This is a genomic window from Enterobacter cloacae complex sp. 385G4 (assembly GCF_057320665.1).
Map to the genome: position 1 here is coordinate 218,168 of NZ_JBXWDD010000002.1, position 13,092 is coordinate 231,259.

General features: G+C 57.1%; 13 protein-coding genes. 8 read left to right on the forward strand and 5 right to left on the reverse strand.

What is annotated here, in order from left to right; genetic code table 11:
• Positions 1 to 8: 8 nt before the first annotated feature.
• The 3 genes from galE to modE all read right to left on the reverse strand — a co-directional run bounded on the left by galE (position 9) and on the right by modE (position 3,554).
• Positions 9 to 1,025, reverse strand: coding sequence for a UDP-glucose 4-epimerase GalE (gene galE, locus AC2FAJ_RS08955; RefSeq protein WP_041910754.1), 1,017 nt, complete (start codon positions 1,023 to 1,025; stop codon positions 9 to 11).
• Between the two features lie 200 nt (positions 1,026 to 1,225).
• Positions 1,226 to 2,698, reverse strand: coding sequence for a molybdate ABC transporter ATP-binding protein ModF (gene modF / locus AC2FAJ_RS08960; protein WP_485454044.1), 1,473 nt, complete (start codon positions 2,696 to 2,698; stop codon positions 1,226 to 1,228).
• A 67-nt stretch (positions 2,699 to 2,765) separates the two neighbouring features.
• Positions 2,766 to 3,554: a molybdenum-dependent transcriptional regulator gene (modE, locus tag AC2FAJ_RS08965; protein WP_485454045.1), complete on the reverse strand. Its 789-nt coding sequence runs from the start codon at positions 3,552 to 3,554 to the stop codon at positions 2,766 to 2,768.
• Positions 3,555 to 3,681: 127 nt separating this feature from the next.
• Between modE and AC2FAJ_RS08970 the strand changes: the two genes are divergently transcribed.
• The 4 genes from AC2FAJ_RS08970 (at position 3,682) to modC (ending at position 6,533) form a co-directional block, all read left to right on the forward strand.
• Positions 3,682 to 3,831 (forward strand): AcrZ family multidrug efflux pump-associated protein, encoded by a 150-nt coding sequence (locus AC2FAJ_RS08970; protein WP_013097516.1) that lies wholly within the window; start codon positions 3,682 to 3,684, stop codon positions 3,829 to 3,831.
• 178 nt (positions 3,832 to 4,009) lie between these two features.
• The gene (gene modA, locus AC2FAJ_RS08975) at positions 4,010 to 4,783 is read left to right on the forward strand and encodes a molybdate ABC transporter substrate-binding protein (RefSeq protein WP_485454046.1); all 774 of its coding nucleotides are present in this window, start codon (positions 4,010 to 4,012) and stop codon (positions 4,781 to 4,783) included.
• Positions 4,783 to 5,472 (forward strand): molybdate ABC transporter permease subunit, encoded by a 690-nt coding sequence (modB, locus tag AC2FAJ_RS08980; protein ID WP_041910749.1) that lies wholly within the window; start codon positions 4,783 to 4,785, stop codon positions 5,470 to 5,472. The genes modA and modB overlap by 1 nt, the downstream gene beginning before the upstream one ends.
• 2 nt (positions 5,473 to 5,474) lie before the next feature.
• Positions 5,475 to 6,533 (forward strand): molybdenum ABC transporter ATP-binding protein ModC, encoded by a 1,059-nt coding sequence (modC, locus tag AC2FAJ_RS08985; RefSeq protein WP_028012403.1) that lies wholly within the window; start codon positions 5,475 to 5,477, stop codon positions 6,531 to 6,533.
• Here the strand turns inward: modC and AC2FAJ_RS08990 are convergent, their stop codons facing one another.
• Positions 6,534 to 7,352 carry a pyridoxal phosphatase gene (locus AC2FAJ_RS08990; RefSeq protein ID WP_041910747.1) on the reverse strand — a complete coding sequence of 273 codons (819 nt, stop codon included), beginning with the start codon at positions 7,350 to 7,352 and terminating at the stop codon, positions 6,534 to 6,536.
• A gap of 140 nt (positions 7,353 to 7,492) precedes the next feature.
• Here AC2FAJ_RS08990 and pgl point away from each other — a divergent pair, with 140 nt between their 5' ends.
• Entirely contained in the window at positions 7,493 to 8,488 is a 996-nt protein-coding gene (pgl, locus tag AC2FAJ_RS08995; RefSeq protein WP_485454047.1) for a 6-phosphogluconolactonase, read from the forward strand.
• Between the two features lie 88 nt (positions 8,489 to 8,576).
• Here the strand turns inward: pgl and AC2FAJ_RS09000 are convergent, their stop codons facing one another.
• The gene (locus AC2FAJ_RS09000) at positions 8,577 to 9,860 is read right to left on the reverse strand and encodes a putative acyl-CoA thioester hydrolase (protein WP_041910745.1); all 1,284 of its coding nucleotides are present in this window, start codon (positions 9,858 to 9,860) and stop codon (positions 8,577 to 8,579) included.
• A gap of 224 nt (positions 9,861 to 10,084) precedes the next feature.
• Between AC2FAJ_RS09000 and hutI the strand changes: the two genes are divergently transcribed.
• The 3 genes from hutI to AC2FAJ_RS09015 are packed head-to-tail and all read left to right on the forward strand — an operon-like array spanning position 10,085 to position 12,994.
• A complete protein-coding gene (hutI, locus tag AC2FAJ_RS09005) occupies positions 10,085 to 11,305 on the forward strand; it encodes an imidazolonepropionase (RefSeq protein WP_485454048.1) in 1,221 nt (406 codons plus the stop codon).
• Positions 11,302 to 12,240, forward strand: coding sequence for a formimidoylglutamase (gene hutG, locus AC2FAJ_RS09010; RefSeq protein WP_485454049.1), 939 nt, complete (start codon positions 11,302 to 11,304; stop codon positions 12,238 to 12,240). The genes hutI and hutG overlap by 4 nt, the downstream gene beginning before the upstream one ends.
• A 19-nt stretch (positions 12,241 to 12,259) precedes the next feature.
• Positions 12,260 to 12,994: a histidine utilization repressor gene (locus AC2FAJ_RS09015; RefSeq protein WP_041910742.1), complete on the forward strand. Its 735-nt coding sequence runs from the start codon at positions 12,260 to 12,262 to the stop codon at positions 12,992 to 12,994.
• The last annotated feature ends 98 nt before the right edge of the window (positions 12,995 to 13,092 follow it).

The window sequence follows — 13,092 nt, forward strand, 5'->3', positions numbered from 1 at the left end:
ACGGATCCTTAGTCCGGATAACCCTGCGGGTGGCGTGACTGCCAGTGCCAGGTATCCTGTGCCATTTCATCAAGCGTGCGGGTGACACGCCAGTTAAGTTCTTTATCGGCTTTGGTGGCATCGGCCCAGTAAGCTGGCAGGTCGCCATCACGACGCGGAGCGAAGTGGTAGTTCACCGGCTTACCGCAGGCTTTGCTGAAGGCGTTAACCACGTCCAGCACGCTGCTGCCGACCCCGGCGCCGAGGTTATAAATATGCACGCCCGGTTTGTCAGCCAGCTGCTGCATGGCTGCAACGTGGCCGTCTGCTAAATCCATCACGTGGATATAGTCACGCACGCCGGTGCCGTCTTCGGTCGGGTAGTCATTGCCAAAAATGGCCAGCGACTCGCGACGGCCTACCGCCACCTGGGCGATGTACGGCATCAGGTTGTTCGGAATGCCCTGCGGATCTTCACCCATATCGCCAGACGGATGGGCGCCGACCGGGTTGAAGTAGCGCAGCAAGGCGATGCTCCACTCCGGCTGGGCTTTTTGCAGGTCGGTCAGGATCTGCTCTACCATCAGCTTGCTTTTGCCGTATGGGCTTTGCGGCGTACCGGTCGGGAAGCTTTCAACGTAAGGAATTTTTGGCTGATCGCCATAGACGGTGGCGGAGGAGCTAAAGATAAAGTTTTTGACGTTTGCCGCGCGCATGGCGGAGATCAGACGCAGGGTACCGTTGACGTTGTTGTCGTAATACTCAAGCGGTTTCGCAACGGATTCACCGACCGCTTTCAGCCCTGCGAAGTGGATCACCGCTTCGATGGCGTGGTCGTGAAGGATCTCGGTCATCAGCGCTTCGTTGCGGATGTCGCCTTCCACGAAAGTCGGCTGTTTACCGCCAAGACGTTCAATCACCGGCAGCACGCTGCGCTTACTATTGCACAGGTTGTCGAGGATGATCACATCGTGACCATTTTGCAGCAGCTGCACACAGGTATGACTTCCGATGTAACCGCTACCACCTGTTACCAGAACTCGCATAATTCGCTCCATTGGGCCTATGGTATGTAATAACCATAGCATAACAGAGACGCAAAAAGTGTGACATGGGATAAAATAGTGGAATCGTTTACACTCGTTTTCACGCTCGCTTTTTCGATGACGTAGAGCATTCTAGATCAAAGAGATAGCGATGTATTGATGCAAGTTATCTGAAAAGAGGAGGGCGGTGCCCTCCGCGGTTAATTTACGTTGCTGAGAAGATAGCGATAACCCTCACCGTCCGCGACAAACTCGAGGCGGTGGGTGATGCAGGAGGGGGCATCTTCGGCATGGTGTGAAACGAACAGCAGCTGCGTTTCACCTTCGCTAATCAGCACGTCCACAAAGCGGCGGACCAGCTGTCGGTTAAGCGGATCCAGCCCCTGCAGCGGCTCGTCGAGGATCAGGAGTGTAGGGTGTTTTACCAGCGCGCGAACGATCAGTGCCAGGCGCTGCTGCCCCCACGACAGGCTATGAAACGGCGCGTCAGCCACCCGGTTATCCATCCCCAGAATATCCAGCCACTGCTGGGCCAGCTTGTGCTGTTTATCTGACACCGCCTGATAAATGCCGATGGAATCAAAATAGCCGGAAAGGATCACGTTGCGTACCGTGGTACTGACCCGGTAATCCAGATGCAGGCTGCTGCTAACGTAGCCAATGTGCTTTTTGATATCCCAGATGGTTTCGCCGCTGCCGCGACGGCGGCCAAACAGCGTCAGATCGTTACTGTAGCCCTGCGGGTGATCGCCGGTTATCAGGCTCAGCAGCGTGGATTTCCCCGCGCCGTTGGGACCGACAATCTGCCAATGTTCGCCAGGATTAACCGTCCAGCTGAGGTGATTCAGGATCGGTCGTTCGTCATAGGAGACTACGCCATCGCGCAGGACGATAAGCGGCTGCCTGGGGTCGAGACCGTGGCGTGCTGCCGGCGCGTCGGGGTCCGGCAGCGCAATGCCCGCCAGCTTTTCGCTGTGCGCAAGCTGGGCAATCAGCGCCTGTCGGAGCAGCGCGGATTTTTCTCCGGTTTCGATCAGGCTACAGTCTGCCAGCACGCCCGCGTTTTGCACGAAGTCAGGAATTTCATCGAAGCGGTTCAGCACCAGTACGATCGTATAGCCTTCCTGATTCAGAGAGTCCAGCATGGCAGCCAGCTGGGCGCGGGAGTGGACATCCAGCCCGTCAAAGGGCTCATCCAGAATCAGCAATTCCGGCTGGCTCATGAGCGCCTGGCACAGCAGCGTTTTCCGCGTCTCGCCGGTAGAGAGGTACTTAAAGCGCCGGTTCAGCAGCGCGGAAATGCCAAACTGTTCCGCCAGATGCTGACAGCGGGCGGGATCTTTCACCTCATCCTGAATAATTTCCGCCGCCGTGCGGCCGGTATCTTCTTCGCCAGGACTGAGTAAATCGGTATTGTTGCGCTGCCACTCGTCGCTGACCAGCTTCTGCAGCTGTTCAAAGGACAGGCGCGTCAGGCGCGTGAAATCGCGCCGGCATTCGCCTTTGAGAAGGGTAAGCTCTCCGGCCAGCGCGCGGGCCAGCGCGGATTTACCGCTGCCGTTAGTGCCGACAAACGCCCAGCTTTCACCCGCGCGTATTGTCAGATCGGCAATCGTCAGCGTTCGGGTATCGCTAAGACGAAACGTACCTTGCGAAATATGCAATGATGACATGATATATCCCATTTTTTGCAGCAATAGATATCAGGGATACGCACTGTCGTCACGATTGTCAATGCGCTCAGCACAATGTGGCGATAATCACACGGTCCGCGTTGAAATATGCGGTGACGACAGCACCTTCTTCTAAATCGTTCGCCTCGCTGAGCGGGACCGTGGCGCAAAGCGCCTGTCCGTCTGCCAGGGGCATCAGCACTTCGCACTGCTCCTTGCCGCGTTCGATATGGCTGATGGTACCCCGCAGCTGGTTATCAGCCGCCTTTGCCTTGTCCGGATCGCGTGTGATATTGACCCAGGGTGCTTTCAGCAACACCAGCACCTCTTTACCTTCATCCAGGTCAAGGCGCTCTGCGCTCTGGGCCGTTATCGCCGCTTTCAGACGGGTGACACCATCGGCAAGCAGGATCTCAACATGCTGCTGTACCTGGAGATTATCGCGCGCCGTCACCGTACCAAACCACTGGTTGCGGGCGCTGGTCTGCAACGAGAAGCGGGAAATGGCGGCCAGCAAGCTGTCCAGAGGAACGTTGTCGTCGTCACTCAATACATCGAGCGCTTTTTGCTGAATCTGGCCCAGGAGATCGTAGAGCTGAATCAGGCGCAGGCCGTAGCGTGTGACAACAGCACCTCCACCGCCTTTGCCCCCTGTGGCTCTGTCCACCAGCGGATGCTCGCTCAGGGTGTTCATTTCATTGATGGCATCCCAGGCGCTTTTATAGCTAATCCCGGCGTTCTTAGCGCCCTGGCTAATTGAGCCGGTTTGTTCTATCTGTTTAAGCAGGGCAATACGTCGGGGATCGGCGAAAAGCTTTTGCTGAAGTCGGAGAGTAAGAAGAATTTCGGCCTGCATAACAGTGTCCTGGCAAAAAGAATATTGTGACCCAAATGGTGCAGGGCGCAAAGGGCATCGCACAAAAGGGGATGTTTTTCTTACTTTTCAGGGTAGAATAGCCCATTCACAAAATCTGGAGAAAACCATGTTAGAGTTGTTGAAAAGTCTGGTATTCGCCGTGATCATGGTACCAGTAGTGATGGCCATCATCCTCGGTGCCATCTACGGCCTGGGTGAAGTGTTCAACGTCTTTTCGAATATCGGTCACCGAGACCGTGCGAAAAAGCAGCATTAATTTCCCACAAAACGCCCGGCTTGCCCGGGCGTTTTGCTCTCAAGCTTTTCTTACTTTCGCCGATATTATTTAACGTAACACACCGTGTTACCCCTTGAGCGGTACGAATTACCGCTGGGATCTCCCTGACGATACCGTTATATTAATATGTATATAACGCTACTCACAGGAGTTACAGATGGCACGTTCATGGGTACGCCTTTTCGCAGGGGCAACGCTGACGCTTTCACTTACCGGACACGCGCTGGCGGACGAAGGTAAAATCACGGTCTTTGCGGCGGCGTCGTTGACCAACGCGCTGCAGGATATTGCGGCGGCGTATAAAAAAGAGAAAAACGTCGAGGTAGTCTCCTCTTTTGCCTCTTCCTCTACGCTGGCACGGCAGATAGAAGCGGGCGCTCCGGCAGATCTGTTTATCTCTGCTGACCAGAAGTGGATGGACTACGCGGTGGAGAAGAAATCGATTGATGCGGCGACCCGCGAAACGCTGCTGGGCAATAGCCTGGTTGTGGTTGCACCGAAGGCCAGCGCGCAGGGTGAAATCACCATCAACAATGAGACAAACTGGACCCGCCTGCTGAACGGTGGCCGTCTGGCGGTGGGTGACCCGGAACACGTTCCGGCCGGGATTTACGCCAAAGAAGCGCTGCAAAAGCTGGGCGCGTGGGAGACCCTGTCACCAAAACTGGCCCCGGCGGAAGATGTGCGCGGCGCGCTGGCGCTGGTGGAGCGTAACGAAGCTCCGCTGGGCATTGTGTATGGTTCCGATGCCGTTGCCAGCAAGGGCGTAAAAGTGGTTGGCACCTTCCCGGAAGACTCCCACAAGAAAGTGGAATATCCTGTGGCGATTGTTGATGGGCATAAAAATGCGACCGTAACGGCCTTCCGCGATTATCTGAAGGGGCCGGAGGCGTCCGCAATCTTTAAACGTTATGGATTTACGACTCACTGATGATACTGACCGATCCTGAATGGCAGGCTGTTCTGCTGAGCCTTAAAGTCTCTTCCCTGGCGGTTGCGCTGAGTTTGCCCTTTGGGATCTTTTTTGCCTGGCTACTGGTTCGCTGTCGGTTCCCCGGCAAAGCGCTGCTCGACAGCGTCCTTCATCTTCCCCTGGTTTTACCGCCCGTGGTGGTCGGTTATCTGCTGCTGATTTCGATGGGGCGACGCGGTTTTATCGGCGAAAAGCTCTACGACTGGTTCGGAATCACCTTTGCCTTTAGCTGGCGCGGTGCGGTACTGGCGGCGGCGGTGATGTCATTCCCGCTGATGGTCAGAGCGATCCGCCTCGCGCTGGAAGGCGTGGATATGAAGCTCGAACAGGCAGCCCGCACGCTCGGTGCCGGGCGCTGGCGCGTCTTTTTTACCATCACGCTTCCGCTTACGCTGCCGGGCATCATTGTCGGGACGGTGCTGGCGTTCGCCCGCTCGCTGGGCGAGTTTGGTGCGACCATCACGTTTGTGTCGAACATTCCCGGCGAGACGCGGACCATCCCATCGGCCATGTATACCCTGATTCAGACGCCAGGGGGAGAGAGTGCCGCAGCGCGGCTGTGCATCATCTCTATCGTATTAGCCCTGGTTTCGCTGCTGGTTTCTGAATGGCTGGCACGGCTAAGCCGCGAACGGATGGGGAAATAACGATGCTGGAACTGAATTTCACCCAGACGCTGGGAAACCATACTCTGACGCTTAACGAGACGCTGCCTGCAAGCGGCATCACCGCCGTCTTCGGCGTGTCTGGCGCGGGTAAAACGTCTCTGATTAACGCCATCAGCGGCCTGACGCGCCCGCAGTCAGGGCGCATTGTCCTGAACAACCGCGTCCTGAATGACGTGGAGAACAAGATTTACCTTTCGCCGGATAAGCGCCGCATCGGCTATGTTTTTCAGGACGCGCGCTTATTCCCGCACTACAGCGTGCGCGGCAACCTGCGCTACGGCATGGCGAAAAGCATGGCCGGGCAGTTTGATAAGCTGGTGACGCTTTTAGGCATTGAACCCCTGCTCGACAGGCTGCCGTCCTCGCTCTCCGGCGGGGAGAAACAGCGTGTGGCTATAGGCCGCGCGTTGCTGACCGCCCCCGAACTGCTGCTGCTCGACGAGCCGCTGGCCTCGCTGGATATACCTCGCAAGCGCGAGCTTTTGCCTTACCTGCAGCGTCTGACCCGCGAAATTAATATTCCGATGCTCTACGTCAGCCATTCGCTGGATGAGATCCTGCATCTGGCCGACAAAGTGCTGGTGCTGGAAGAGGGCAGCGTGAAGGCCTTCGGCAACCTGGAAGAGGTGTGGGGCAGTAGCGTGATGCACCCCTGGTTACCCAGGGAGCAGCAGAGCAGCATCCTGAAGGTGAGCGTTCTGGAGCATCATCCGCACTACGCGATGACCGCCCTGGCGCTGGGCGACCAGCATCTTTGGGTCAATAAGATCGACAAACCGTTGCAGTCCGCGCTGCGGATCCGCATCCAGGCGTCGGACGTCTCGCTGGTGCTGCAGCCGCCGCTGCAAACCAGTATTCGAAATATTCTGCGCGCCAAAGTGGCGGAATGTTTTGATGATAACGGGCAGGTAGAGGTGAAGCTCGACGTGGGCAGCAGGACGCTCTGGGCGCGCATCAGCCCGTGGGCCAGGGATGAGTTAGCAATCAAGCCCGGCCTGTGGCTTTACGCGCAAATCAAGAGCGTTTCGATCACCGCCTGATTACAGCAGGTGGGTATAGATGTACTGCGCGATGCTGTCGGTGGTGTTGTCGCCAATCACCACGTTAGCGCGCGCTTTTACTGCGTCGTCGGCATTACCCATCGCCACGCCCGTACCGGCGGCTTCCAGCATGCTGATGTCGTTGTAGTTGTCGCCGAAGGCGATCGCGTCCTGCATTGACCAGCCCTGCGATTCTACGTACTGCGTCAAGCGCTTGCCTTTGCTGTTACCCTTGCGGGCAATATCCACCTGATCGTGCCAGGACCATTCGCACTCCAGCCCCAGCGTGTCCTCGACGTGTTTCGCGAATGTATTCAGTTTGGTGGTGTCTTCATCCGTCAGGGCAAACTTCCAGATAGCCTCAACGTCCTGGGCTGCCTGACGCAGTGAAGATACCTGAGTAAAGACCGGACGCTGCGCTTCAGGCAGGGACAACGCCCAGTTGCTGGTGCGCACCACGTGGCCGGTAGGGCGCTCGTACACCATCGCGTTATCCACATACATCAGGCCGTGAACGTTATGCTCATCCAGCAGATCGATCAGCTGCAGCGCCTGGGGAACCGGCAGCGGGTCGGAGGCTAAAACCTTTTTTGCCTGATAATCATACAAATAAGTGCCATTACAACAAATTGCAGGTGTATCCAGCGCCAGTGCCTGATAAAAAGGGTGAATGGCAACGTGATGTCGACCCGTTACGATAAGGAGTTGATATCCCACTTCCTGCGCGCGTTTAAGCGCTTCAAGGGAGGAGGGGAGCAGGGTTTTCTGAGGGGTAAGTAATGTTCCGTCTAAATCCAGTGCAATCACACGCGAGGTCATTTGTTCTTCCGGGTTAATGTTGAATTTTAGGTCTCAGGGGATGTTACACCGAGAGTAAATCGCTGCAAAATTCCTGGCTAAAATTCAGCATTCACCGTTAAAAATAATCACTTTCACGTGCAGTGAGGAAAGGAGTATTCATGAAACAAACCGTTTATACCGCCAGTCCTGAAAGTCAGCAGATCCACGTCTGGCGCTTGAATGCAGAAGGTTCGCTCACGCTGGTTCAGGTTGTTGATGTGCCGGGCCAGGTGCAACCGATGGTCGTCAGCCCGGATAAACGTTTCTTATACGTGGGTGTGCGCCCGGAGTTTCGCGTGCTGGCCTACCGCATCTCTCCTGACGACGGCGCGCTGACCTACACCGCTGAAGCGCCACTGCCGGGCAGCCCAACCCACATCTCGACCGATCGTAAAGGACGCTTCATTTTTAGCGGTTCTTACAATGCCGGTTGCGTCAGCGTGACGCGTCTTGACGATGGTATTCCGGTAGAAACTGTCGACGTGGTGGAAGGGCTGGAAGGCTGCCATTCGGCGAATATCTCCCCGGACAACCGCACGCTGTGGGTGCCTGCGCTGAAGCAGGATCGTATCTGCCTGTTCACCCTGAGCGACGATGGTCACCTGGTGGCGCAGAATCCGGCTGAAATCACCACCGTTGAGGGCGCGGGTCCGCGTCATATGGTCTTCCACCCGAACCAGCAATATGCCTACGTCGTTAACGAACTGAACAGCTCGGTGGATGTATGGGAACTGAAAGATCCAAACGGTCAGATTGAGTGCGTGCAGACGCTGGACATGATGCCGTCTGATTTCTCCGACACCCGCTGGGCGGCAGATATCCACATTACGCCAGATGGCCGTCATCTGTACGCCTGTGACCGTACCTCCAGCCTGATTACCGTGTTTAGCGTTTCCGAAGACGGCAGCGTGCTGGCGGTTGAAGGCTTCCAACCGACGGAAACTCAGCCGCGCGGCTTTAATATCGATCACAGCGGTAAATACCTGATTGCGGCGGGGCAGAAATCCCACCACATCGCGCTGTATGAAATCAAAGGCGAGCAGGGCCTGCTGGAAGAGAAAGGACGCTATGCGGTAGGTCAGGGGCCAATGTGGGTGGTGGTTAACGCGCACTAAGCGGCTTAAAACAAAAAACCTCGCGAATGCGAGGTTTTTTTATGCCCGGTAGGCCGGGTAAGGCGAAGCCGCCACCCGACAAAACAGCTTACTGCTTCGGCTCAGCAACCACGTTGCTGCCCAGACCGCGGTTGTTGTATTCCCACATGCGGTTGAAGTTCGCGTCGTTCAGGTTGCGCTGCACGTTTCCTTTATCGTCCACCGCACCGGTGTTGCCGGAGAACGGACGTTTGGAGACAGCCGCATCAGCCCACGGCTTCGCCACATTAAAGCCTTCGTTGATCACGCTGTCGCGGATAACGACCTGGCCGTTGGTCGCAGAGTCCACGTCCAGGGAGCGTCCCAGCTGCGCCACGCCGTCACCGGCCGCGTTAAAGCGGCTGTTCACGGCCAGGAAGCCGTAAAACAGGTTAGACTGGGTTGCCGGAGCAAACACATAGCCTTCCTGCTGGGTACGGGAATTCACCACGCGGAAATCGGTGTTATCAAACACTACCGCGCCGCGACCGGACACCAGATCAACGTCACCTTCAACGTAGCTGTTGGTCACCAGCGTACGGGTCAGACGGTTATTCTGCAGCGTGTTCTGTACGCCGCTGTTGGTCACGAAGAAGGTGTTCTGACGGCCCAGAATATTGACGTTGTTAATCTGCACCTTATCGCCGTCGCTACGCAGCGCCACGGCCTGGTGGTTACCGGCATCCACGCTGTCACCCAGGGTATTCTGAATGGTCAGGTTCTGCAGTTGCAGGCCATTATTCTGCGACCAGAACACCGCCGAGCACATCACGCCAATGGTGGCGGAACGCTTGCTCTGGCAGTTATCAAACATATACCACGCCGGTTTGCCCGGCATATATTTGCCTGCCGGGTTCACCAGGTGACGCCAGGCGGTGCTGTCGATTTCGGAATCAATCGCCAGGCCGATTTTTACGTCGATGGCTTTTTCACCCAGACCGTAAATCGTAATGCTGCCAGGAGCCGCCGGAACATACACGGTGCCTTCGTATTCACCCGGCAGGATCGCGATGTACTGGCGAGACGCGCTGTGTTTAGTGATTGCCGCGTCAACCGCTGCCTGGATAGTGGTATGCGTTACGCCCTGCGCGCCAGCCGGGCCAACAACGAAGTCAGGCTGTTTAGGCAGGTTAATAGAAGACGGTGTCCACGGCGCGGCGTTAGGATCCATCGCCGAGAAGTAATGGGCGCGGTCGAAATTCTTCGCTTCATCCGCGGACAAAATCGGGCGGGAGGCGGTACCGGGCGCTACCTGCTCAGAAGGACGCTGATCCGGTGGTGTAGAACTGCATGCGGATAATGTCACGCCAAAGGCGAGCGCTAACGCCAGACGGGAAATCCTGGAAATGTTCAAGGTGAAGCTCCTGGGTATGCAAGTCTTTACGGGATAGACGAAATAGCCTGCTTTTTTATACTAAGTTGAGCGAAACGGGAAGATAAAAAGGGTAAAAGTTGCATTTTTTGCCCGGAGGTGACGGGAAAGTCATCACAAATAAATAACATTTTCCCTCAAGGCGGTTGACAGCAGACGATGGATGCAAATAAATGTCTATACAACCCATGACAAGTGGAATGCCCATGCAGCTTCAACCTGACGATGTTATATGGCGAAATGCGCGCCTGGCAACAATGGTTCCCGATACATCCGCGCCTTATGGCCTGAAAGATCAGCACGCGCTGGTCGTGCGCGGCCAAACTATCCTTGCCGTGCTCCCTGAATCTGACCTTCCTTCCGGACACCGTCACGTCATCGATCTTGAGGGACGTCTGATCACGCCTGGCCTGATTGACTGCCATACCCATCTGGTATTTGGCGGCGACCGCGCGGCGGAGTGGGAGCAGCGTCTGAACGGCGTCTCTTACCAGACCATCAGCGCTCAGGGGGGCGGGATTAACGCCACCGTGACGGCAACGCGCAGCAGTTCCCTGGAAACCCTGCTGAAACTGGCGCAGCAGCGGCTCCAGCGTCTGATCAATGAAGGCGTCACCACGGTTGAAATCAAATCGGGATACGGTCTCAACGCCGAGGCCGAAGAGAAGATGCTGCAGGTTGCCCGCCAGCTGAGCCTCGATAATCCGATCGATATCAGCCCAACGCTGCTGGCGGCCCATGCGGTGCCGGCAGAATATCGACAGGATCCGGATGCGTACCTCACGCTGGTCTGTGAGCAGATCCTGCCCACGCTGTGGCAAAAAGAGTTGTTTGAAGCAGTAGACGTGTTTTGTGAAAACGTCGGCTTTACCCCGTCGCAAACCGAGCGCCTCTTCCAGGCCGCCGCCGCGCTCGGTATTCCGGTGAAAGGGCATGTTGAACAGTTGTCGAATCAGGGCGGAGCGGCGCTGGTCAGCCAATATAACGGACTGTCGGCCGATCATATCGAATATCTCGACGACGCGGGCGTTCAGGCGATGGCGCAAAGCGGTACGGTTGCGGTACTGCTCCCCGGCGCGTTCTATTTTCTGCAAGAGCGCCAGCGTCCGCCGGTTGATCAGCTCCGAAAACGTGGTGTGCCGATGGCCGTCGCCACCGACTATAACCCCGGCACCAGCCCGTTTGCCAGCCTGCACCTGGCGATGAATATGGCCTGCGTCCAGTTTGGCCTGACGCCCGAAGAGGCTTGGGCTGGCGTCACGCGGCATGCGGCGCAGGCGCTGGGCCGCGGCGCAACGCACGGGCAGCTGCAGTCGGGGTTTGTCGCTGATTTTATCGTCTGGGATGCTCACCATCCTGTAGAGATGGTCTACGAGCCGGGACGCAATCCGCTGTATCAACGTATTTTCCGTGGGGAGGCAGTATGAAGTTATGGCGGCCCGTCGCCGAAACGGTCTGGCAGGGGCGAGATGACAGCGCCGAAGCCAGCAATGCAACGCGCATTTTCCAGACGATACAACAGCAGGCGCTGTTCACGCCGCTTTCATCCGGCATCGCGCTGATAGGATTTGAATGCGATGCAGGGGTTAAACGCAATCAGGGCAGGCCCGGCGCCGCGCAGGCCCCTGATATTCTGCGCAAAGCACTGGCGAATATGGCAAGCCATCAGGGACACGAACGGCTGGCGGATATGGGCTCGGTGTACGTTGAAAGCGATGAGCTTGAACCCGCGCAGCGGGCGTTAAGCGATGCCGTGACGGCCTGCCAGCAGTCCGGGATGCGCACCCTGGTGTTTGGCGGCGGGCATGAAACCGCCTGGGCGCACGGTCGGGGTGTTCTGGATGCGTTCCCCGGCGAGCGCGTGGCGGTGATAAACCTGGATGCGCATCTCGACCTGCGCAAGGCCGACCGGGCGACGTCCGGTACGCCGTTTCGTCAGCTGGCTCAACACTGCGATGAATGCGGGCGCGAGTTTCGCTACGCCTGCTTTGGCGTCAGCCGCGCGGCGAACACCCAGGCACTGTGGGATGAGGCCGAACGCCTGAACGTCACGCTGGTGGAGGATCTTCATTTCAGACGCGAGGCATTATCGGCCTTGGAAAAGGTGCTGGCGCAGGCCGATCGTATCTATCTGACGATCGATCTGGACGTCCTGCCCGCGGGCGAAATGCCCGCCGTTTCCGCCCCTGCGGCGTTAGGCGTCCCGGCAATGGATCTAATGCCGGTTATTGAACAAATCTGCCGCAGCGGTAAGCTGCAGGCCGCCGATCTGGTAGAGTTTAACCCGCAGTACGATCGGGACGGACAGGGCGCAAAGCTCGCCGCCCGTCTGGCCTGGCAAATTGCTCACTGGTGGGCATAACACTATTAAAGGAGTCACGATGTTTTCACGCTCGCCCCTGCCGCAACCGAGCCCGCCCGCGCCTTTTTATGAAAAGGTGAAGCAGGCGATTAGCGAAAAGATTGCTACCGGCGTCTGGCGCCCGCACGATCGCATTCCGTCGGAGGCCGAGCTGGTGGCGCAGTTCGGTTTTAGCCGGATGACCGTCAACCGGGCGCTGCGCGAGCTGACCGACGAAGGGCTTCTGGTGCGTCTGCAGGGCGTCGGGACGTTTGTGGCGGAACCGAAAGGGCAATCCGCCCTGTTTGAAATCCGCAGTATTGCGGACGAAATTGCCGCGCGTAATCATCAGCACCGCTGTGAAGTGCTGGTGCTCGAAGAGACCCAGGCCAGCGCCGAGCAGGCGGTAGAGCTGAATGTCAAAGAGGGAAGCCGCATCTTCCACTCCGTGATGGTGCATTTCGAAAACGATATTCCGGTGCAGATTGAAGATCGCTGCGTGAACGCCGAACGGATACCGGACTATCTGAACCAGGATTACACCCAGACCACCCCGCACGCCTATCTGTCGCTTGTCGCACCGCTGACGGAAGGGGAGCACATTGTGGAGGCCGTGCGCGCCACGCCGCAGGAGTGCGAGCGGCTGCGCATTAAAGAGCACGACCCGTGCCTGCTGATCCGCCGTCGAACCTGGTCCTCGTCGCACATTGTGTCGCATGCCCGGCTGCTTTTCCCGGGGAACCGTTACCGGCTGCAGGGCCACTTTATGTCATAAGTTTTATAAGCGTGATCGCTAACGCAATATAACAAAATTGTATCTTTTTTGTTAAATCTGACCTTGTGTGTGCTTGTCTATACAAGTATATCTAAATG